We start from the raw sequence: 21,484 nt of genomic DNA, 5'->3' as shown, positions 1-21,484 counted from the left end.
CTTGCTGTTGCACGGATTGTGCGGGCCGGACGGCCGTCTGGCACTGTGGGCCGAGGATCCTGGCCTACCCCGGGAGACCGACGGCGACGTCCACCCGTTCGCCGTGACGCCGGGTCATGGCAAGCCCGAGACCCGCACGATCACCTTGCCCTCCACCGAATCCGGGCCGCTGGCCTCGACCGATCCGTTGAACGGGCAGCGGCTGCGGCCGTGGCGGGTGCCGGTCGGCGTGGTGGACGCGGCGGCGCTGGCCGAGCTGTCGGACGACGAACTCACCGACTCGGCCCGGTTCCTGGCCGACGTCGCCGCGTTCGCCGAGGACCTGGTGTCCCGGGGCCGGGTCGTGCCGGACGAGCAGTCCCGTTGGCGCGCCGTGCTGTCCGGTGTGGACTCGGCCCGGTTCGTCGCACTGGCCGGGGCGATGCCGCCGGCCTGCCGCGCCGAGTCCCTGGAGTCCGACGCCGGCGCGGTGCTGACGTCCACTGTGGACCGACTGGTGGACGACGAGGTGCGGCAACGGCTCAGCGGCGTGCGGCTCAGTCGCGGGCGCGCGGAGCTGGACCGCTGGCTGGCCGCGCTGACCGGTGAGCCGACGTCGTTCCCCAGCCTGGCCCGGCCGCTGGAAGCGTGGTGCGCCAGCCTGGCCTCGGACAGCCCGGTGCGCACGTGTTTCCGGCTCAGCTCGCCCGAACTGGAGGACGACGACTTCTGGCTGCTGGAAGTGCTGCTGCAGTCGGTGGACGACCCGAGCGTGCTGGTGCCGGCCGGGCAGCTCTGGCACGGCAACGACGACGTGCTGTACCGGTGGATCGACGATCCCCAGGCGCAGCTGCTGGCTGACCTCGGCCGGGCCAGCCGGCTGCATCGTGGCCTGGAACAGCTGCTGCGGCAGTCCCAGCCTTCGCAGCTGCGCACGGATGTCGATGGCGCCCATGCCTTTCTGCTCGACGCGCCGCTGCTCACGCAGGCCGGCTTCGCGGTGCTGCTGCCGGCCAAGTGGGGGCATCTCGGCCTGCGGCTGTCGGCGCGCAGCCCCCAGTCGGTCGGGACCGTCGGCCGCGAGCGGGGCATGGGCCTCGACCTGCTCGTCGACTACAAGTGGCAGCTGGCACTGGGATCCGAGCCGCTGACCGAGGCGGAGATGGCGACGCTGGCCGCCGCCAAAGTCCCCCTGGTGCGGCTGCGCGGCCGGTGGCTGCACCTGGACGGCAAACGCCTGGCCGCCGGTCTCGCCTACCTGGGCCGATCCGGTCAGGGCACCATGACCGCCGGCGAGGTGCTGTGGGCCGAGCAGGCCGACCTGCCGCTGCCGGTCACCGACGTGCACGCCGAGGGCTGGCTCGGACGGCTGCTGTCCGATCATACCGACCAGCGGCTGGAACCCGTCGAGCCGCCGGCCGCGTTCGAGGCGACCCTGCGGCCGTACCAGGAGCGTGGGCTGGCGTGGCTGAGCCTGATGGACCGGGTCGGGCTCGGCGCCTGCCTGGCCGACGACATGGGGCTGGGCAAGACCGTGCAGCTGCTGGCGCTGGCCGTGTCCACGGCCGGGCGCGGGCCGACGCTGGTGGTGTGCCCGATGTCCGTGGTCGGCAATTGGCGGCGGGAGGCCGAGCGGTTCGCGCCGACGCTGTCCGTGCACGTCCACCACGGCGAGGACCGGGTGTCCGCCGCCGAGCTGGCCCGGCACGACCTCGTGATCACCACTTACGGTGTGGTGGCCCGGGATCTGGCCAATCTGTCCGAAGTGGACTGGGATCGGGTCGTGCTCGACGAGGCCCAGTACGTCAAGAACAGCGCTTCCGTGCAGGCCCGGGCCGTGCGGGCGCTGCCGGCCCGGCACCGGGTCGCGCTCACCGGCACTCCCGTGGAGAACCGGCTCGCCGAGCTGTGGTCGGTGATGGACTTCCTCAATCCCGGGCTGCTGCGCACCGAGCACACCTTCCGGGCCCGGTTCGCCGTGCCCATCGAGCGTTTCAACGACCAGGAGGCCGCCGCCCGGCTCCGCCGCATCACCGGGCCGTTCCTGTTGCGGCGCTTGAAAACCGACCGTGCCGTCATCGACGACCTGCCCGAGAAGTTCGAGGTTCGGCAGCTGTGCAACCTCACTGTCGAGCAGGCCACGCTGTACCAGGCAGTGGTCGACGAGATGCTCGGCCGGATCGGCGAAAGCCGTGGCATCAAACGCAAGGGTCTCGTGCTGGCCGCGATGACCAAGCTCAAGCAGGTCTGCAACCACCCCGCCCAACTGCTCGGCGACGGCTCCCGGGTGGCCGGCCGCTCCGGCAAGGTCGCCCGGCTGGAGGAGATCGTCGAGCAGGTGCTGGCCGACGGCGACAAGGTGCTGTGCTTCACCCAGTTCGTCTCGTTCGGACGGATGCTGGTCGGCCACCTCTCCGCCCGGTTCGGCATCGAGGTCCCCTTCCTGCACGGTGGCACCCCGCAGCGGGCCCGCGACGAGCTCGTCGCCCGCTTCCAGTCCCCCGACGGCCCTTCGATCCTGTTGGTGTCGTTGAAGGCCGGCGGCACCGGCCTCAATCTCACCGCCGCCAACCACGTCGTGCACCTGGACCGCTGGTGGAACCCCGCCGTCGAGGACCAGGCCACCGACCGCGCCTTCCGCATCGGCCAGCGCCGCGACGTCCAGGTCCGCAAGTTCGTCTGCCTGGGCACCCTGGAGGAACGCATCGACCGCGTCATCGCCGAGAAGCGCGCCCTGGCCCAGTTGGTGGTCGGGGCCGGCGAAAGCTGGCTCACCGAGCTGTCCACCAGTGAGCTGCGGGAGCTCATCACGCTCGCCCCGGAGGCCGTCGGTGAATAACGCCCCGCCGCTCCTCGCCGCACCTTGCCCCGTCGGAGGCCGCCGGTGACCACTGGACTCGGCTCCCACTTCGTCGCCGTGCTGGAATCCCTGGGCATGGCTTCCCGCCTCCGCCAGGGCCGCCTCGCCGCCCGCGCCGGGCAGGTGCTGAGCATGTCGTTGTCCACCAGCGTGGTCGTCGCCCAGGTGCAGGACGGCTCCCGCACCCACCGCTGCCGCATCGGCATCAAGGCCTTCACCAAGCCCGAGTGGGCGTCCGTCGAGAAAGCCCTTGTCTCCCAGGCGCTCTACACCGCCCGCCTGCTGTCCGGCGAGGTCCCCTACGAGATGTTCGCCGACCTCGGCCTGCGGCTGTTCCCCGATGACATGCGTGAACTGGCCATGGACTGCACGTGCGACACGTGGGACATGCCCTGTCAGCACCTGGCCGCGGTCTGCCACCTGCTGGCCGAGATGTTCGACCAGGATCCCTTCCAGGCCCTCGCCTGGCGTGGCCGCGGTCGCGAGGAGCTGTTGGCCCGTCTGGGCGATCTCCGTCGCGGCACCCAGGAACCCCAGTCCATCAAGGGCTTCTGGCGCACACGGCGCCCGGCTGCCGCCGAGCTCACCGAGGCCACCACATGGCCGCAAGCCGATTCGGCCGTTGCCGCACCGAGTGGCCGTCCCGACGCCGTGCTCGACGAGCTCGCGCCGCTGCCCCTGGAACTCCGCGGCGAGCGGATCGTCGACCTGCTGCGCCCGGCCTACGAGGCCATGACCCGCCGCTCAGCCGACTAGACGCGCCACTGCCATTCAGTGACCCGCGAGCGGCCCGGCAGTTCTCCCCGGCCGGTCGCCCACAGCAGCGTCGCCCACCGGTCGGTATCCGTTGGCGCGTCGGGAAAGAACCGAGCCAGCACCCGGTCACACAGATCGTCCGGCGGCGTCCACGCGAACCCCAGTCCAACAGCGACATCGTGCATGTGCACCAAGGTTTCGCCGACGCTGATCGCGGCGAAACCCTCGGCGGCGAGCACGCCTTCGTCGTGGTACGCACGGACCGTCGGCGACGTGGTGCGCACCATGGAAACCAGGATTGCGCCGCACGCGTCCACGACTCGCAGCAGACCGTCCAGCCCCGCAGCACGATCGGCGAAGATCACCAGACCCGGGCCGCCCGGACGGTGCCGGGCCCACGCGAACGGCACCGACCGGTCGGTGTCCGGCGTCTCGGGACCGAGCTGTGCGGCGTGGAAGAACAGGTTGTCGGCAATGTGCTCGACGGTCTCCCAGCAGGTCCACGCCAACGGACCGGCCTTGGCCTCCCAGTCGGCTTCGCGCGCCTCGCCCAGCGTCGCGACGGTCAGTCGGACCGTGGCGGCCGCATCGGCCGCGGTGATGGACATCGCGCGAGCGTATTCCTCACCTGGTGACGCCGACACCGAATTTCGCTAGGACACCACTCGGTCCAGCACGGCGCGGAACACGTCACGGTCCACAGTGGAGGGATCGGCGGCGAGCCACTGCCCCAGCTCCACCACGAACCGCTGCGGGCTCATCGGCGGGGCCAGCGCGTCGTCGGGATCGCCGGTGGACACGTCGCCGGCCCGACTCGGATAGATCAGCACCGCGCCCCGGACGTCCACGCCGGGCAGCAGCTCGGCGAAGGCGTCGATGGAGTCGTCCAGCCGCACGGCACCGCCGCGGAACGGATGTCCGTTGCGCCACATCGCACCGGTCTCGTCGGCCTCGTAGTGCCCGGGCAGCCACAGCTTCGACTCGATGAGCACCAGCCGGTGCCCGCACAGCACGGCGTGGTCCACATCGGCGAACACCGACTCCGGCAGACCGAGGCCGTGGAAGATGCGCACACCGGGCAGCCGGGTCAGGTACTTGGCCAACAGCTCGGCGGTGAGCTTCTCGGCCCGGTCGCCCGGCAGGCCGAACGAACGGCTGGTGCCGATCTCGGCGGTGAAGGCCTGGTGCTCACGCTTGGCGGCCAGTAAACCGCGCCCCATTCGCACCAGCACCACCACGGTCGCGGCCACCAGCACCAGCACGACGGCCAGTAAAAGGGGGCTGAGGTTGATCGCCAACAGAATGGAGAGCAGCACGATCAGGCTGGCCAGGGCCACCACGACCGGCGCGTGGCCGGGTCCGACCTGCGGCACGTAGCGGACGCGCTCGCCGACGTCCACACCGGCCCACCAGGGAATGCCCCGGGGATCGATCCGCGGCAGCTTCGGCACGTAGTTCGGGTCGTCGCCGAAGTCCCGCCGCGGCGTGGGTCTTCTGGTGCGCGGGGCGGCGGTCGCCGGCACGGGCTCGTCGGCATCGCCGAGGTCGTAGCGGGCGCGCCGGGTCGGGTCGGTCAGCGTCTCGTACGCGAGCTGGAGCATGCGGAACGTGCCGGCGGTGCCGCCGGCGTCGGGGTGCATCACCTTGGCGAGCGCCCGGTAGGCCGACTTCACCTCGGCGGCTGAAGCGCCCCGAGAAACCCCGAGCAGTTCGTAGTAGTCGACCTCGGCCACGGCGCACACCCTAGTGCAGCCCCAAAAATGTTGATCATGCAGGTTTCAGGCCAGGTTCAGCCTGGTGGCTCACAGTGGGGTCATGACCCGCAGAACCAGGACCATGCTCATCACCGGCGCGGCCGCCGTCGCGCTGATCGCCAGCGGCGGCGTCGCCTACGCCGTGAGCGCTCCCGCCGCCACCACGACATCCACCCCGTCGTCCACGCAGCCGGCCGCCCCGGCGAAGGCCAAGCACCACAAGGCACTGCTCGGCCGGGTGGCGCACGGCGAGGTCACCCTGAACGGCAAGGACCACCGCGTCATCGACGTGCAGCGCGGCCAGGTGCAGTCGGTCAGCTCGACGTCCATCACCGTCAAGAGCGACGACGGCTTCACCGCCACCTACACCGTCAACGGCGACAGCAAGGTCCGCAAGGACGGCAAGGCCGCCGCCATCGGCGACGTGCACACCGGCGACAAGGTCGGCATCACCGCCACCAAGGCGAACGGCGCCGACACGGTCACCCACGTCGTCGACCGGACGAAGTAGCCACGACAGTCCCGGCTGCCCAGGCCCGCACGTCAGACCTGGGTCGCCAGGACCTCGTCGCAGAACTCCAGGCAGCGGTCGCAGATCCGCGCGTCCGCCGCCTCGGCCAGCCAGCCGTCCTCGGCGGCCGGGCGGTCGCAGAACGAGCAGTCCGCCGCGCTGGAGGTCAGCGGCGGTTGGGCGCGGAACGCCCGCACGCAGCCGTCGCAGACGAAAACGCCCGGGCCGGCGATCAGCCGCTCGACCTCCTCCGCGGTCGCGCCGCAGAACGAGCAGTCGCCGACCTTGAGCCGTGGCTTCCAGCCCTCGGTGCCGCCGGCCTCGTCGATCATCTGGTGCACCCGCTGGTGGCTGATGTCCAGCGCCTCGGCGATCTCGCGCAGCGAGGCCCCGGCCAGGTGCAGCCGCCGCACCGCGTGGTGGTAGTCGGCCTTGGCGAGTTCGGTACGCTCCTGCGCCTCGGCCCACTGGTCGGCGGCCGCGCGGGCGTCCCGCAACAGATCCCGGTCTACCGGCATCTGTCTACCGTATCTAGACGACGTGAATTCGTCTAGCATGACTGGACATGTGGGGGAAGATCGCGGCGTGCTGGTGCGCGCTGTTCGCGGCACTGCACGTGTACTGGGCCCTCGGCGGCGACATCGGGCTGGCCGCCTCGGCCGGCCCGGACCTCGCGGCACAGCGCCCACTCTGGTTCGTCCTGTTCGGACTGTGGGGCGTGGCCCTGCTGTTGGCTGCCGGAGCCGCGTTCTGCCTGCTCCGGCACCCGTGGCAGCGGGTCGGTCAGTTCGCCGGGGCCATTCTGTTCGCCCGCGGCGTGCTGATCGAGTTCCTGCTGCTGACCGGCATCGCCGAGGTCAGCGCCGAGGAACGGTTCTGGAGCCTGGTGCTGTGGAACCCGTGGTTCGCGCTGGGCGGCGTGCTGTGGCTGCTGGCGTTCAACCGATCGCCTCGACGGCGTCGGCGAGCGCGAGCAGCCGGCGGGCGTCGTCGACGTGCAGGTTCTCGATCATCCGACCATCCACGGTGACCACGCCGTCGCCGCGCCTGGCGGCCTCCTCGAACGCCTCGATGATCCGGCGGGACCGCTCGATCTCGGCCTCGGACGGCGCGAACGCCCGGTTGCACGGATCCAGCTGGCCGGGGTGGATCAGCGTCTTGCCGTCGAAGCCGAACTCGCGGCCCTGCCGGCACTCGGCGGCGAACCCGTCGAGATCCTTCACGTCGTTGTAGACGCCGTCGAGGATCTGCTTGCCGTACGCCCGCGCGGCCAGCAGGCAGAACGACAGGCTGGCCAGCAGCGGGGCGCGGCCCGGAACGTGCTGCGCCTGCAACTCCTTGGCCAGGTCGTTGGTGCCCATGACCAGCACGGTCAGCCGGCTGCTGGCGGCGGCGATCTCCTTGGCGTGCAGGATCGCGACCGGCGACTCCACCATCGCCCAGATCTTCGTGCGGTCCGCAGCGCCCTCCTGCTCCAGCAGGCGTTCGACCACATGCACGTCGGCGGCGGAGTTGACCTTCGGCACCACCACCGCGTCCGGGCCCACCTTGGCGGCGGCGCGCACATCGTCGTCGTGCCAGGGCGTGTCGCAGCCGTTGACCCGGATCGTCAGCTCGCGGTGGCCGTACTCGCCGGAGGCGACCGCGGCGCAGACCCGCTCGCGGGCGGCCGGCTTGGCCTCCGGCGCGACGGCGTCCTCCAGGTCGAGGATCAGCGCGTCGGCCGGCAGCGTCTTGGCCTTCTCCAGGGCACGCTCGTTGGCGCCCGGCATGTAGAGCGCCGACCGGCGCGGTCGCAGGTCAGTCATCGGTCGCCTCCGCGTACGCCTTCGCCAGCTCCGGGTCCTTCGCCGCCAACGCGTCGGCCAGCTCCGCGACCACACGGCACTGTTTGACGGTGGCGTCGTCCTGCATCTTGCCGTCGATCATGACCGCGCCGGTGCCGTCGCCCATCGCGGCGATCACCTTGCGGGCCCACGCCACCTCGTCCGGCGCCGGCGAGAACACCCGGCGGGCGATGTCGATCTGCGCCGGGTGCAGGCTCCACGCGCCGACACAGCCGAGCAGGAAGGCGTTGCGGAACTGGTCCTCGCAGGCGACGACGTCGCGGATGTCGCCGAACGGCCCGTAGTACGGCAGGATCCCGTGCGCCGCGCAGGCGTCCACCATGCGCGCGACCGTGTAGTGCCACAGATCCTGCTGGTAGGTCTGCCGACCGGCGGTCAGGTCGTCACCCACCGGATCCGTGCGCACCAGGTAGCCGGGGTGGCCGCCGCCGACCCGGGTGGTCTTCATCCGGCGGCTCGCCGCCAGGTCGGCCGGGCCCAGCGACATGCCCTGCATGCGGGGGCTAGCGCCGGCGATCTCCTCCACGTTGGCCACGCCGCGGGCCGTCTCCAGGATGGCGTGCACCAGGATCGGCCGGGTCAGGCCGGCCTTGGCCTCCAGCTGGGCGAGCAGCCGGTCGACGTAGTGGATGTCCTCGGCGCCCTCCACCTTCGGCACCATGATCACGTCCAGCTTGTCGCCGATCTCGGTGACCAGGGTGAGCAGGTCGTCCAGGCCCCACGGCGAGTCCAGGCTGTTCACCCGCGTCCACAGCTGGGTGTCGCCGAAGTCGGTGGCCCTGGCCACGGCGACCAGGCCGGCCCGGGACGCCTCCTTGCGGTCGGCCCGGACCGCGTCCTCCAGGTTGCCGAGCAGCACGTCCACCTTGGGTGCGAGGTCGGGCACCTTGGCGGCCATCTTCTCGTTGCCCGGGTCGAAGAAGTGGATCATCCGGGACGGCCGGAACGGGATCTCCCGCAGCGGCTGCGGCGCGCCGACCGCGAGCGGTCGGAAGAAGTCCTTGGCGGAGCGCATGGCCGATCATCGCTCCGGACGGTCGCCGGTGTACACGCCGAGTGGTCGAAACCTCAGTCCCGGTTCCCGGTACTCCTCGATGGCGTGGGCCAGCCAGCCGGCCGTGCGGGCCAGCGCGAAGATCGTCTCGCCGGCGTCGGGCCGCAGGTCGTAGGCGTGCATCAGGGCGGCCAGGGCCAGGTCGACGTTGGGGAACGAGTCGGCGGCGATGATCACCGTGTCCACCGTCGGCATCACCGCCGCCGCGTCCGGATGCCCGCGCAGCAGCCCCAGCAGCACGTCGGCCCGGGGGTCGTGCTGCTGGTAGATCCGGTGCCCGAAGCCCGGGATGCCGCCGGCCCGCTGTCTTTCGGCGATCGCCCGCAGCGGGTTGTCCATCGCCTCGGCCAGGAACCGGTAGGCCAGCGTGCTCTGCACACCGTGATACCGGCCGTCGACCGCGCCGAGCCCCGCCGACACCACCGCGTACGGGTGGGCCCGGGCACTGGCCGCGACCCTGGCCGCCACCGTCGACGCCGCCAGGTCATGGTCGGCCAGCAGCACCAGGGCGATGTTGAGCAGCGCGATGTCGATGGGGCGACCCCCGAGCTTCCCGGCCAGTCGCTCGGCGATGAGCACGCCGTCGTCCTGGTCATCGCCGGTCCGACCAGCTCCGCCACCGGCATCGTCCCGGTCACTACCGGCCGGACCGATCTCGGTTCTCCCGGCTTCGCCGTCGCCGGCTGTACCCATCCCGCCGCGCGGCAGGGCGTCGACCAGCACGCTGATCAGCTTCTGGCCGACGCGGACGACGGCAGGGGTGGACAGGTCGAACCGGAGCGGATCGACGGCGCCGAGCACGGCGACGGCGACCTTCATCGCGTCGATCATCCCGGTTTCCGGCGGCAGTGCGGCCAGCGCCGTGCGGACGGTGTCGACGAGCTTGGGGTAGCGGTGGAACGCGCGGGTCCGGTCGAGTTCGCCGGTCCAGAGCAGTCCGGCGACGGCCTCGAAGCTGACGGTCAGGGCGAGTTCACCGACATTGAGACCGCGGTAGAAGAGCAGGTCGTCGTCGAGCATGGTGAGTTCGGTGCGGATCCGCTCGACGGCGCCGGAGGGCTGCCGGCCGTCGCGGCCGTTCGCGACGAACTCGTCGATCTCGTCCTGTTCGAAGAAGCTGCCGCGGCGGCCGGGCAACCGGGTGCTGCGCAGCATGCCACGGCTGGCGTAGGCGTAGACGGTCGCCGTCTTCACGCCCAGCCGCCGCGCGACCTCGGCGGTGGTCAGGTAACGCTCGTCACTCCCGCTCGCCACGACCTGCGGCTCCTCGCTTCATCTTGACTGTATCAACATTGACAATAGTTGATTGTCAAATCGACAGTGGACCAGTCGAGATGGAGGTTGTCATGGATGTACCGGCTGGTCTACGTGACGTCGTGGTCACCACGACCGAACTCGGCGACGTGCGCGGCGCCGAGGGCTTCTATCACTACCGCGGCTATTCGGCGATCGACCTGGCCAGGACTCGCACACTGGAGGACGTCTGGTTCCTGTTCGTCGAGGGCCGGCTGCCCGACGCCGACGAACGGCGGGAGTTCGCCGAACAGGTCGCCGCGCTCCGGCCGCTGCCCGACGAGGTCCGCGAAGTACTGCCGGCGATCGCCCGCGCCGGGTCGAGGTTCAACCCGCTAGCCGGACTGCGGACGGCGTTGTCGCTGATCGCCGCCGCCCGCGACCTGCCGCCCGTCTGGGATGCGACGCCGGGGCGTCGCCGGGCCGACGCACTGCTGGTCAGCGCGGTCACGCCGACGATCCTCGCCGCGCTGCACCGGCTGCGCGCCGGTCTGCAGCCGCTGGAACCCCGTGCGGACTTGTCGGCCGCGGCGAACTGGCTGTATTCCGTCACCGGCGAGATTCCCGACGAAAACCAGGTCTCCGCCGTCCAGAGCTATCTCGTCGCCACCGTCGACCACGGTTTCAACGCGTCCACGTTCACCGCCCGGGTCGTCGCGTCCACCGGCTCGGACGTCGTCTCGGCCGTCGCCGCCGCGATCGGCGCGTTCGTCGGCCCGCTGCACGGCGGCGCCCCGGACCGCGCGCTGGACAGCCTCGACGAGATCGGCTCCCCCGACAAGATCGACGCGTGGGCCCGGGCCAAGGTCGCGGCGGACGACCGGATCATGGGCTTCGGCCACGCCGTCTACCGCACCGAGGACCCGCGGGCCCGGATGCTCCGGGAGATCGCCCTTGACCTGGCGGCCCGGGGCTTCGCGCCGGAGCTGGCCGAGTTCGCCGTCACCGTGGAGCAGCGGATCGTCGACGTCCTGGCCGAGCTGAAGCCGGGCCGGCAGCTGTACGCCAACGTCGAGTTCTACGCCGGCGTCGTGATGGAGCAGTGCGGGATCCCGCGGTCGATGTTCACGCCGACGTTCGCCGCCAGCCGGGTCATCGGCTGGTCCGCGAACGTGTTGGAGCAGGCCGGCGGCGGCAAGGTCATCCGCCCCGCCGCCCGCTATGTCGGCCCGCCGGCACCGCTGCCGGTGCCGGCGGCCTGACCCTGGCCGCCAGCGGACCGGCCACCAGCGGACCGGCCGTCAGCGGGCGCGCTGGGTCAGCACCACGCAGCCAAGCACAACGGCCGCGACCACCACCGTGACGACGTCGACGTGTTCGCGCAGCAGGAACGCCGACCACGTCAGCGTCAGCACCGGCTGCACGGCCTGGACCTGGCCGATCCGGGCCACGCCGCCGCGCGCCAACCCCGCGTACCAGGCGAAGAAGCCGAGGAACTGCGAGATCACCGTGAGGTAGGCGAAGCACAGCCACGCGATCACGCCGGCGGCGGCCAGCCCGTGCGCCGTGATGACGGCGAGCGGAACAGTCACCGGCAACGCCAGGACGAGCGCCCAGCAGATCGTTCGCGCGCCACCCAGCTCGCGGGCGAGGGCGCCGCCCTCAGCGTAGCCGAGTGCGCACACCACAACCGCGGCGAGGAACCACAGGTCGGAGGCTCGGAAGCCGCCGACCATCCCGCCCGACACCGCGACGAACCCCAGCACCGCCGCGAATCCCGCGCCGGCGGCCAGCCAGAACCGTGCCGACGGCCGCTCGCCGCCCCGCACCACCGCGAAGACTGCGGTCGTGGCCGGCAACAGCGCGATGACCACCGCCCCGTGCGCCGCCGTCGCCTGGGTCAACGCGATCGACGTGAACAGCGGAAACCCGATCACCACGCCGACGGCGACCACGACCAGGCGCCTGAGCTGGGCAACCGTCGGCCACGCCCCACCTTCGACGGGGCTGGACCGCAGCGCTCCGGCCGCTTGCCGACGGCTGGATAACACCAGGTAGCCCGCCGAGAGGATGCCGGCACCGGCGGCGCGGCCGAACGCCACGAACCAGGGGTCGAGAGACTCGACGGCAAGCCTGGTCAACGGCAGCGAGAGGCTGAAGGCCAGCACACCCAGCGAGCCGAGCAGGACTCCGGCCGTTACTCGACTGGAGGCAGTAACGTTATCCTCTACTCTCATGAATGAGGATAACGCGGAGCAGGGTGTTATCCGGCTGCTTCGTGCCGCGGCTCACGGCGTGGGACCGGGCGGGCGGCTGCCGTCGGTGCGGGCGATCATGCAGGAGCTGCGGGTGTCGCCGGTGACGGTGCAGCACGCGATGCGCCGGCTGGAGGCCGAGGGCGTCATCGAGGTCCGGGCCAGCAAGGGTGCCTTCGCCGGCCGCAGGCAGCCGACGCCCGAAGTCCCGGATCTGGAGTGGCAGGCCGTGGCGCTGGGGGCGAAGCCTGCGGGCGAGGAGTCGCTGCGGGACCTGATGGCCATGCCCAGCCCGGAAATGGTGCCGTTGAGCGGTGGTTACCTGGATCCGGAGCTGCAACCGGTGGCGGCCCTCGGGGCGGCGCTGGGCCGTGCGTCACGCAGGCCGGAGGCGTGGGCTCGGGGTCCGGTAGAAGGTCGGGAGGAACTCCGGGCGTGGTTCGCCCGCCAGGCGGGCGGCGCTTTCCGGGCGGCGGACATGGTGGTGTGCCCGGGCGGGCAGGCGGCGTTGTCGACCGCGTTCCGAGCACTGACCGCGCCGGGCGACGTCGTGCTGGCCGAGGCCCCCACCTATCTCGGCGCGATCGCCACCGCCCGCAGCTCCGGCCTACAGGTCGTCGCCGTTCCGGCCGATGCGGACGGCGTTCGTCCCGATCTGCTCGACGCCGCCTTCACCCGCACCGACGCGAAGGTCTTCTACTGCCAGCCGCTCTACGCCAACCCCCACGGCGCAGTGCTGTCGCCCGAGCGCCGGCCAGAAGTCCTAGCAGTGCTAGCGAAACACGGCGCGTTCCTGATCGAGGACGACTTCGCCCGCGACATGGTCATCGACGGCACTCCACCGCCGCCGCTGGCCGCCGACGACATCCATGGCCATGTGATCTACCTGCGCTCACTGACCAAGTCCGCCGCACCGGGCCTTCGCGTCGCCGCCATCGGCGCCCGCGGCGCCGCCGGCGCCCGTCTCCGCAGCGCCCGGGTCCTCGACGACTTCTTCGTCGCCGGCCCGCTCCAGCTAGCAGCGCTAGAACTTCTGTCCTCGCCAGCCTGGCAGCGCCACCTCAAGGCCCTCCGCCCCGCGCTCAAGGCCCGCCGGGACGCCCTGCTCACCGCCCTGGCCACCGAGCTCCCCCAGCTCCGGCCCGTCACCGTGCCCTCCGGCGGCATGCAGGCCTGGGTCCGCCTCCCCGACGGCGTCGACGACCTCGCCCTCACCGCCTCCGCCGCCGCCCACGGCGTCGTCGTCTCCGCAGGCCGCCCCTGGTACGCCACCGATCCGCCCGCCGCCCACCTCCGCCTCACCTTCGCCGGCGCACCCCCCGAGGTCCTGATCGACGGCATCCACCGCCTCGCCAACGCCGCCACCGCCATCGGCCTGCGCCCCGCATAGCCGGCCTCGCCCGAGATACCGATCAGCGGCCCACGCCGGGTGGCTGGCGCCATCGGCCCATCGGACGCACCGGAGATTCGAAGGTGTCGAAAGCAATCGAGTCGTCCCGCATCGTCCGACATATCCGAATGTTTCCCCTGCACACCGGTGAACCGGGAGGTGGAGTCGCCACGTAGTGCTCACAGGAAACTACCAGGGAGGATCCGGCGATGACAGCAGCGGACACCAGGGACGGATTTGCGGTCGTGCGGGCGGGCGGAGAATTCAGGCTCGTTGCGTTGCGGGAATTCGCGGCCGGGAGTCGTCTATTCGCGGTGGACGGCCAAGTCACCGAACGGCCCACACGCTATTCGGTGCAGGTGGGCTCCGGAATTCACCTCGACCTGCCGGGCGGGCACGCGCCGGAGGAGATGATGGACCGCTTCTTCTGGCGGTTCACCAACCACAGCTGCGCGCCGAACGCGCAGCTCCGGGGCCGGGAGTTCTTCGCGCTCAAGGCGATCGAGCCGTGGCAGGAGATCACCTTCCACTACGACACGACCGAGTACGAGATGGCGGAGCCGTTCGACTGCCGGTGCGGGACGGCCAACTGCTTCGGGCGCATTCAGGGATTCCGGTTCCGCACGGTGGAGGAGCGGGAGTCGCTGCGCCCACTGCTGGCCGATCACCTGCAGGCAATGGTCAATGTCGTCCACCGCTGACCCGACGGTCCTACCGGAGTTCCTGGCGCGGGCGGCGGAGCGCTGGCCGGACGCGGTGGCGGTGGACGTGCCGCCGTCGGCGAGCCGGCCCAACCGCGACACGCTGACGTACGCGGAGCTCAAGCACGAGTCGGAGCTGCTGGCGGGGGTGGTGCACCTGGCGGTGGGCCGGGGCGCGGTGGCGGCCATCATGTTGGGCCGCACCACGCCCCGCCTGTACGTGGCCCAGATGGCGGTGCTGCGGGCGGCCGCGGCCTACGTGTGCGTCGACCCGGCGTTCCCGGACGACCAGGTGACGCACATCCTCAGCGACTCGAAGGCGCGGGCGCTGCTGACCGACGCGGCGGGGGCGGAGCGGGCGGCCCAGATCGGCTACCCGGGCCCGATCATCCGCGTCGACCTGCCGCTGACCACGCCAGCCCTGCCGCTGCCCGAGCCACCGGGCCCGGACGCCGTCGCGTACATCATCTACACGTCGGGCAGCACGGGCCGACCGAAGGGGGTGATGATCCCCCACCGGGGCGCGGCGAACCTGGTCGGCGGCGACGTCCGGGAGTTCGACCTCGGGCCCGGAGACCGGGTGGCACAGGGGTCTTCGCCGGCCTACGACTCCTCGGTGGAGGAGATCTGGATGGCGCTGGCCACCGGCGCCACGGTGGTGTCGATGGACGACGAGACGGCCCGGCTGGGTCCGGATCTGGTGCCATGGCTGCGAAACGAACGCATCACGGTGCTGTGCCCGCCGCCGACGTTGTTGCGGGCCACGGGATGCGATGACCCGCGCACGGAGCTCCTGCACCTGCGGCTGCTGTATGTCGGCGGTGAGGCGTTGCCGAACGACGTCGCCGAGCGCTGGTCGCTGGGCCGTCGCATGGTCAACGGTTACGGGCCGACGGAGTGCACGGTCACCTGCATGCGCCAGGACATCGTGCCCGGCGAGCCGGTGGCGATCGGCAGGCCGGTGCCGGGCATGCGGGCCTGGGCGCTGGACGACAAGCTGGAACCTGTTGCCCCGGGGGAAAAGGGCGAGCTGTGCATGGGCGGGGCCGGGCTGGCAGCGGGGTATCTGAACCAGCCGGAGCTGACGGCGGCGAAGTTCGTCGAGCACCCGAAGCTGGGCCGGATCTACCGCACCGGCGATCTCGTGCACGCCGAGCCGGACGGAACTTTCTTCTATCACGGCCGAATCGACTCGCAGGTGAAGCTGCGGGGCTACCGCATCGAACTGGAGGCGATCGAGGCGGTGCTGGCCCGCTGCCCGGGAATTCGCGAGGCGGCCTGCCGGGTGCAGGGCGAGGGCGCGACGGAAATGCTGGCCGCGCACGTGGTTCCGGTCGACCCGCGGAAACCGCCGCGGGTCGACCAGCTCAAAGCCGAGCTGCGCAAGGCACTTCCGACCTACATGATGCCGGGCGCATTCGGCATCATCGAGGAGCTTCCCCGCACCGCGGGCGGAAAACTGCGCCGTAGTGAACTCCCCATCCTCAGGTCGCAGCGTTCACGCAAGCAGGGCCCGGGTTCCGCGCCGACGGACCCGATCGCGTTGTTCATCGCGGAATCCGTGCAGGCGGTGTTGCAACTGCCCGAACTTCCGGGCGCGCAGGACGACTTCTTCACCGATCTGGGCGGCAGCTCGCTCAACGGCGCGATGCTGATCACCAAGCTGCGCACGAATCCGGCCACCGCGTCGATCACCGTCCGGGACCTCTACGAGACACGCACGGTCGGCCAGCTGCTGCTACGGGCCGTGCCGGACACCGGATCCACCGGTAAGCAACGGGAACGGCACGCCGTCGAGGTTTTCGGCGCGACCGTGGCCCAGGCGCTGTGGCTGGCGCTGGAGCTGTTCCTCGGCTCGATCGCCGCCTACGTCGGCGTGTTCTGGGTGATCCCGTGGCTGTCCGACCACATCGGACTGACCGGGCTGATCTTCATTACGCCGGTGGCGCTGAGCATCATCCGGCTGGCGATCACGCCGCTGTCCATCGAGGTCGCCGTACGCGCCAAGAAAATGCTGATCGGGCAGTACACCGCGGTGCGCACGCCGGTGTGGAGTCCCTTCCACGTGCGGATCTGGATCGTCCGACAGTTCATGCGGTTCATCCCGTGGGGCACGATCGCCGGCACCGAGTACACCTCGGTCGTGCTGCGCAAGCTCGGCGCGCGGATCGGCGAGCGGGTGCACATCCATCGCGGCGTCAATCTCCAGCAGGGCGGCTGGGATCTGCTGGACATCGGCGACGACGTGACGGTGAGCCAGGACGCCTCGCTCGGCCTGGTGCACCTGGAGCAGGGCCAGGTGGTGATCGGCCCGGTGACGATCGACAGCGGCGCGACCGTCGACATCCGGGCCGGCGTCGGCCCGCACGCGCGGGTCGGCCGCAACTCCTGGCTGTCCGCGTTGTCCCATCTGTCCACGGGCAGCACCATGCCCGAGGGCGAGCGCTGGGACGGCGCGCCGGCACGACCAGCCGGCCACGCCCAGGATCCGCCGGCCCTGACGGTCAAGGGCATGGTGCTCTCGCCCAAGGCGCACGGACTGGCGATGATTGTCAGCCGCAACCTGGTGAGCCTGGTGCAGTCGCTGCCGTTCGCCGTCGTCGCCGCCTTCGTGGTGAACAAGCTGAACCTGACCTACGACAGTCTCCTCACCGCGCTGTCGAATCCGCTGGACCACCTGGCGCTGCTGACGGTTCTCGGCCTCTGCGCCTGTCTCGCGCTGGTGTACGAGGTCGCGTTGGAGGCCATCACTTGTCGGGTGCTCGGACCGGTGCAGCCGGGCGTGATCAACCGGTACAGCCTGGGCTACATCCGGGTGTGGCTGAAGACCGGGCTGGTCGACTCGGCCGGAAAGTGGCTGTCCGGCGGCATCTTCTGGCCGGTGTGGCTACGCGCCGCCGGCATGAGCCTCGGACCGGACTGCGAGATCAGCACGATCATCGACGTGGTGCCGGAGCTGATCCGGATCGACGGCGACACCTTCTTCGCCGACGGCATCTATCTCGGCGGGCCGCGAGTGCAGCGCGGCACCGTGACGCTCACCGAGGTCTCGTTGGGCACCAACACGTTCCTGGGCAATCACGCGGTGATCGCCGCCGGCCAGCGGCTGCCGTCGGACATCCTGATCGGCATTTCCACGGTGGCCGACGACCGGCTGGTCCGGCCGGGCACGTCCTGGTTCGGGCACCCGCCGTTCGAGCTGCCGCAGCGGGAGATCGTCAGCGTCGACCGGTCGCTGACCCACGAGCCATCGCTGATCCGGGTGATCAACCGGAACTTCTGGGAATGGCTCCGGTTCACGCTGCCGATCGTGCCGCTGATCGCCGTGTCGCTGTGGACCTACGGAGTGGAGAAGGCCGACGAGTACCTGGACGTGCCGGCGCTGCTGCTGCTCGGCGTGCCCGCGGTCAGCTTCCTCACCGGCGCGTTCCTGTGCCTGGTGATCCTGGTGATGAAGTGGGGCCTGCTGGGCCGGGTCCGGGAGGGCATCCACCCGCTGTGGTCCTGCTGGGCCAGCCGCTGGGACTTCCTCTACGTGGCCTGGGGTTTCATCGCCGGCAAGCCGCTGTCGGCGCTGGAGGGCACGCTGCTGCTGCCGATCTACCTGCGCTGGATCGGCGTGAAGATCGGCAAGCGGGTGGCGCTGGGCGAGGGTTTCGCCCAGATCGTCGACCCGGACATGCTGGAGTTCGGCGACGGCTCGACGGTGAACGCGATGTTCCAGGCGCACACCTTCGAGGACCGGGTGCTCAAAATCGGTCACGTCAAGGTGGGCGCGCACTCCACGCTGGGCGACGCCACGGTCCCGCTGTACGGCGCGGTGGTCGGCGAGCACACCACGGTCGCGCCGCACAGCGTGATCATGAAGCACGAGCACCTGTTGCCCGGCCTGCGCTACGAGGGCGCGCCGACCCGGCGGCGCGGCGACGAGGAAGCCGAGCCGGTGGGCATCGGCCGCCACGAACTGGAGGGTCCACTGTGGACTGTCCAGCCGGTGCTGGTCGGCGTGGCCCGACACCGGATTCCCCGCGCCAAACCGAACAAATCAGCCCAGAGGTGAGGCGCGGGGAAAGGAAGCAGCGGAAAGGAGCTGGCCAGGCCGAGCGGGTCAGCTCATCGGCGTGGAGCTGTCACCGGCCAGCACCAGTTGCGGCACCTGGCTGAACGCCCAGCCGGAGCCGCTGCGGGTGAACACCCACACCATGTCGAAGCGACTGTCGGCCCAGGCCGACGGCGGCGTCGGCGTGACCGGGCCGAGGTTCGAGACGATGTCCGGGATCGCGCTGTGCTCCCAGCAGATCAGCGTGGTCCCGGTCCGCTTGGCGACCTCGGCGGCCAGGCCGGCCTCATTGCCTTCGGAATAGGCGGTGTTGAGCGGAATGCCCAGTTTCCCGGACAGCGGCGTGACCGTCTGGGCCATCCGCAGGTGCTTGCCGCCACTGTTGTCCACGGCGTAGATCGCGTCGGGCACGCGGACCTTGGCCCCACTGCTGAAGAATCCGGCCAGCGCGCCGGCGCGCTGCCAGCCCTGGACGATCAGCGAGGAGGTGTCCTTCGTGCCGTCGGCGGTGACACCGTAGGGCTTTCCGGAGTCCGGCGGCTTCTCGCCGTGGCGAATGATCATCACGACGTCGGGTTGGGCGGCGCCGACGGTGGCCGGCAGGGCGGCCGCCGCGCCGCCGACGGTCAACAACCGCAGCAGGGTTCGACGAGTTGTCTCCACGTTGATCAACGGTATTTGCCTTCCCCGGCAATACCAAGACGCGTGTCCGGTGTACGAACTAAAGTCACGATGTGTCGCAACGGAGAACTCTGGGCGTTTTGGTGGCCGCGCAGATCGCCGGCAGCATCGGGATCGGCGCGTCGGTGTCGGTCGGCGCGGTGCTGGCCGCGGACCTGTCCGGCTCGGCCGCGTGGTCCGGCAGCGCGTCCACGATGAGCACGCTCGGTGCGGCGCTGTGGGCGTTGCCGCTGGCCAGGGTCGCCGCCGCGCGCGGGCGGCGGCTGGCGCTGAGCCTGGGCTGGGCGGTGTCGCTGTTGGGAGCGGTGCTCGTGATCGCCGCGGCCATGGCGCGCTCGTTTCCGTTGACACTGCCGGCGATGCTGTTAATGGGGGCCGGCAACGCGGCCAATCTCCAGTCCCGGTTCGCCGCCACGGACCTGGCCGAGCCACGCCACCGCGGCCGATCGCTGGCCCTGGTCGTGTGGTCGTCGACGATCGGCGCGGTGGCTGGGCCGAACCTGACCCGACCGGGCGCTTCCGTCGCGGAGTTCCTCGGCATTCCCCCGCTGGCCGGCCCGTTCGTGTTCTCCGCGGTCGCCGCCGCCGTCGCCACCGTGGTGCTGTTCGTCGCGCTGCGTCCGGATCCCTTGGCCAGCAACGGGTCTCGCGGCCGCAACCTGCGCATCGGCTGGGAGGTCGTCAAATCCTCGCCGCAGGCCCGGTTCGGCGTGGCCACCGTGGCCTTCTCGCACACCGTGATGGTGTCGCTGATGGCCATGACTCCCGTGCACATGCAGGAACACGGGGCCACGCTGACCATCGTCGGCCTCACGATCAGCCTGCACATCGCCGGCATGTACGCGCTTTCCCCGGTGATGGGCTGGATTTCCGACCGCTGGGGCCGGGTCCGCACCGCCCTGACCGGCCAGGCGATCCTCGTGCTGGCCGTGCTGCTCGCCGCCGTCTCCGGCGATTCCATGACCGTGGTCACCATCGCCCTGATCGTGCTCGGGACGGGCTGGTCGATGTCCACCGTCGCCGGCTCCACCCTCGTCGCCGACTCGGTCGAACTGGCCCGCCGCCCGGCCGTGCAGGGCGTCTCCGATCTGCTGATGAGCCTCACCGGCGCGATCGGAGCCGCCCTGTCCGGCGTGGTGCTGACGCTGATCACCTACACCGGCCTCAGCCTGGCCGCCGGCCTGCTGGTGCTGCCGGTGATCGTGTTCAGCCTGACCGTGCCGGCCCGTCAGAACCAGGGGTTGGACCAGCCGAGGTAGTGGCCGCCCCACTTGCTCTCGATGGTGGCGATGGTGGTCTGGCTCAGCTTGCCGGCGGACACGATGTCGTTGGAGACGAACTCCCCGCCGCCGATGGAGATCATCACGTGGCCGTAGCTGCTGCCGGGGATGCTGAAGAAGGCCAGGCCGCCGGCGGGCACGGTGGTGCCGGTGTGCTTGTACTGCGCCGGCATGGAGCTCCAGTGCTGGGCGGCGCTGGCGTGGCCGCTGGCCGAGCGGCCGTAGGCCAGGGCGACGACGTGGTCGCAGCGGTGGTCGTAGTCGGAGCTGGTGGCGCCGATGTGGGCCTTGGCCCAGGACACGGCCTGGGCGCAGGTCTTCGGGTTGCTGGTGGCGGGGCTGGCGCAGGTGGCGGCGGCGGGCGCGGCGACAGCCGGCGCCGCGAGCGCGACGGGGGCGCCGAGGGCCAGGAGCGCGGCGGCGACCAACAGAGCCTTCATGGTTATCCTCCCAGTTTCGCGGCAACGTCCTTGCGGAGCTGCGGCAGCATCTTGTAGAGCACGTCGCCGGGGCAGTCGGTGTTGGAGTAGTCCCGGTGGCCCTGGATGGCGTTGGGCGAGATCGAGTACTGGTGGCAGACGTACGCGCACAGCGTCACCAGCGAGTCCCACAGCTTCGCCGGCGGCTGGGCGGTCATGTAGTTGCCCTCGTTCTCGATGCCGATGGCGATGTCGTTCTGGCCCGGACAGTGCGCGGCCCGCACGATCTCGGTGCCGCCGCGCAGGGTGGACAGGCTGTTGTGCCGGCCCTCCAACACGAAACCGCCGCGGGTGTTGGTGAAGTGCTGGCCGGTGTCGCTCCAGTGGTTGTCGTCCATGTGGTGGTTCTGGATCGACCGGGCCAGCTCGTAGGCGTGCGCCTGCGAGTAGTCGGTGCTGTTGGGCGTGTCGGTGTGGTGCACGAGGATCCGCACCGGCTTGTGCGGCAGCACGGTGAGCGGGTCGGCCGGCGGCCGCGCGCCCCAGGTCGCGCAGCCGGTGATGGCGGGCACGGTGACGGCGGCCGCGGAGCCGACGCCCAGCGCCAAACCGCCGAGCGCGATACCGGAGAGTGCGGCCGTCCGCAGCAGGGTTCGCCGGTCCAGGAAGTCCAAGGGGGAGCTCCGTTCGTCAGGTGCTCACAG

19 protein-coding genes are annotated in these 21,484 nt (G+C 70.9%); 9 read left to right on the top strand and 10 right to left on the bottom strand.

What is annotated here, in order from left to right; genetic code table 11:
• The first annotated feature begins 4 nt into the window (after positions 1–4).
• Together JJ691_RS49915 and JJ691_RS49910 are read left to right on the top strand one after the other, a co-directional pair.
• Positions 5–2,818 carry a DEAD/DEAH box helicase gene (locus JJ691_RS49915; RefSeq protein WP_442912813.1) on the top strand — a complete coding sequence of 938 codons (2,814 nt, stop codon included), beginning with the start codon at positions 5–7 and terminating at the stop codon, positions 2,816–2,818.
• Positions 2,819–2,863: 45 nt separating this feature from the next.
• A complete protein-coding gene (locus JJ691_RS49910; protein ID WP_211766358.1) occupies positions 2,864–3,595 on the top strand; it encodes an SWIM zinc finger family protein in 732 nt (243 codons plus the stop codon).
• On the opposite strand, the gene JJ691_RS49905 is transcribed toward JJ691_RS49910, so the two are convergent.
• The gene (locus JJ691_RS49905) at positions 3,592–4,203 is read right to left on the bottom strand and encodes a hypothetical protein (protein WP_211766357.1); all 612 of its coding nucleotides are present in this window, start codon (positions 4,201–4,203) and stop codon (positions 3,592–3,594) included. The two genes, JJ691_RS49910 and JJ691_RS49905, sit on opposite strands and share 4 nt — an antisense overlap.
• 45 nt (positions 4,204–4,248) lie before the next feature.
• The gene (locus JJ691_RS49900; protein ID WP_211766356.1) at positions 4,249–5,328 is read right to left on the bottom strand and encodes a J domain-containing protein; all 1,080 of its coding nucleotides are present in this window, start codon (positions 5,326–5,328) and stop codon (positions 4,249–4,251) included.
• Between the two features lie 82 nt (positions 5,329–5,410).
• On the opposite strand from JJ691_RS49900, the gene JJ691_RS49895 reads away from it, so the two are divergent.
• A complete protein-coding gene (locus JJ691_RS49895; RefSeq protein WP_211766355.1) occupies positions 5,411–5,860 on the top strand; it encodes a hypothetical protein in 450 nt (149 codons plus the stop codon).
• Positions 5,861–5,892: 32 nt separating this feature from the next.
• Here the strand turns inward: JJ691_RS49895 and JJ691_RS52815 are convergent, their stop codons facing one another.
• The gene (locus JJ691_RS52815; protein WP_249227548.1) at positions 5,893–6,378 is read right to left on the bottom strand and encodes a ClpX C4-type zinc finger protein; all 486 of its coding nucleotides are present in this window, start codon (positions 6,376–6,378) and stop codon (positions 5,893–5,895) included.
• Positions 6,379–6,425: 47 nt separating this feature from the next.
• On the opposite strand from JJ691_RS52815, the gene JJ691_RS49885 reads away from it, so the two are divergent.
• Positions 6,426–6,890: a DUF3995 domain-containing protein gene (locus tag JJ691_RS49885; RefSeq protein ID WP_211766354.1), complete on the top strand. Its 465-nt coding sequence runs from the start codon at positions 6,426–6,428 to the stop codon at positions 6,888–6,890.
• Here the strand turns inward: JJ691_RS49885 and JJ691_RS49880 are convergent.
• From JJ691_RS49880 to JJ691_RS49870, 3 genes are read right to left on the bottom strand one after another with little or no spacing between them, the layout of a single operon-like run.
• On the bottom strand, positions 6,799–7,668 hold the full coding sequence (locus tag JJ691_RS49880) for an HpcH/HpaI aldolase/citrate lyase family protein (RefSeq protein ID WP_211766353.1): 870 nt from the start codon (positions 7,666–7,668) through the stop codon (positions 6,799–6,801). The two genes, JJ691_RS49885 and JJ691_RS49880, sit on opposite strands and share 92 nt — an antisense overlap.
• Complete coding sequence (locus JJ691_RS49875; RefSeq protein ID WP_211766352.1) at positions 7,661–8,722, bottom strand: HpcH/HpaI aldolase/citrate lyase family protein; 1,062 nt, start codon at positions 8,720–8,722, stop codon at positions 7,661–7,663. The genes JJ691_RS49880 and JJ691_RS49875 overlap by 8 nt, the downstream gene beginning before the upstream one ends.
• A 6-nt stretch (positions 8,723–8,728) precedes the next feature.
• The gene (locus JJ691_RS49870; protein WP_249227547.1) at positions 8,729–10,015 is read right to left on the bottom strand and encodes a citrate synthase; all 1,287 of its coding nucleotides are present in this window, start codon (positions 10,013–10,015) and stop codon (positions 8,729–8,731) included.
• 92 nt (positions 10,016–10,107) lie between these two features.
• Between JJ691_RS49870 and JJ691_RS49865 the strand changes: the two genes are divergently transcribed.
• Positions 10,108–11,256, top strand: coding sequence for a citrate/2-methylcitrate synthase (locus JJ691_RS49865; RefSeq protein WP_249227546.1), 1,149 nt, complete (start codon positions 10,108–10,110; stop codon positions 11,254–11,256).
• Between the two features lie 39 nt (positions 11,257–11,295).
• Here the strand turns inward: JJ691_RS49865 and JJ691_RS49860 are convergent, their stop codons facing one another.
• Positions 11,296–12,231, bottom strand: coding sequence for a DMT family transporter (locus tag JJ691_RS49860; RefSeq protein WP_211766350.1), 936 nt, complete (start codon positions 12,229–12,231; stop codon positions 11,296–11,298).
• On the opposite strand from JJ691_RS49860, the gene JJ691_RS49855 reads away from it, so the two are divergent.
• From JJ691_RS49855 to JJ691_RS49845, 3 genes are all read left to right on the top strand, one after another.
• Positions 12,230–13,639 carry an aminotransferase-like domain-containing protein gene (locus JJ691_RS49855; RefSeq protein WP_211766349.1) on the top strand — a complete coding sequence of 470 codons (1,410 nt, stop codon included), beginning with the start codon at positions 12,230–12,232 and terminating at the stop codon, positions 13,637–13,639. The genes JJ691_RS49860 and JJ691_RS49855 overlap by 2 nt on opposite strands.
• Positions 13,640–13,998: 359 nt before the next feature.
• On the top strand, positions 13,999–14,340 hold the full coding sequence (locus tag JJ691_RS49850; RefSeq protein ID WP_249227544.1) for an SET domain-containing protein-lysine N-methyltransferase: 342 nt from the start codon (positions 13,999–14,001) through the stop codon (positions 14,338–14,340).
• Positions 14,324–18,400 carry a non-ribosomal peptide synthetase gene (locus JJ691_RS49845; RefSeq protein WP_211766347.1) on the top strand — a complete coding sequence of 1,359 codons (4,077 nt, stop codon included), beginning with the start codon at positions 14,324–14,326 and terminating at the stop codon, positions 18,398–18,400. The genes JJ691_RS49850 and JJ691_RS49845 overlap by 17 nt, the downstream gene beginning before the upstream one ends.
• Before the next feature lie 48 nt (positions 18,401–18,448).
• On the opposite strand, the gene JJ691_RS49840 is transcribed toward JJ691_RS49845, so the two are convergent.
• Entirely contained in the window at positions 18,449–19,063 is a 615-nt protein-coding gene (locus JJ691_RS49840) for a hypothetical protein (protein ID WP_211766346.1), read from the bottom strand.
• A 71-nt stretch (positions 19,064–19,134) separates the two neighbouring features.
• On the opposite strand from JJ691_RS49840, the gene JJ691_RS49835 reads away from it, so the two are divergent.
• Positions 19,135–20,340, top strand: a complete 1,206-nt coding sequence (locus JJ691_RS49835) for an MFS transporter (protein WP_211766345.1) — start codon at positions 19,135–19,137, stop codon at positions 20,338–20,340.
• Here JJ691_RS49835 and JJ691_RS49830 read toward each other — a convergent pair.
• Together JJ691_RS49830 and JJ691_RS49825 are read right to left on the bottom strand one after the other, a co-directional pair.
• Positions 20,310–20,801, bottom strand: coding sequence for a hypothetical protein (locus JJ691_RS49830; protein ID WP_211766344.1), 492 nt, complete (start codon positions 20,799–20,801; stop codon positions 20,310–20,312). The two genes, JJ691_RS49835 and JJ691_RS49830, sit on opposite strands and share 31 nt — an antisense overlap.
• Before the next feature lie 2 nt (positions 20,802–20,803).
• Positions 20,804–21,454, bottom strand: coding sequence for a peptidoglycan recognition protein family protein (locus JJ691_RS49825; RefSeq protein ID WP_211766343.1), 651 nt, complete (start codon positions 21,452–21,454; stop codon positions 20,804–20,806).
• Positions 21,455–21,484 lie beyond the last annotated feature (30 nt).

Origin of the sequence: Kutzneria sp. CA-103260 (assembly GCF_018263855.1) — a bacterium.
GTDB lineage: Bacteria > Actinomycetota > Actinomycetes > Mycobacteriales > Pseudonocardiaceae > Kutzneria.
Note: the sequence above shows the minus strand (reverse complement) of the source record. Positions and strands in the feature narration are given on the sequence as shown.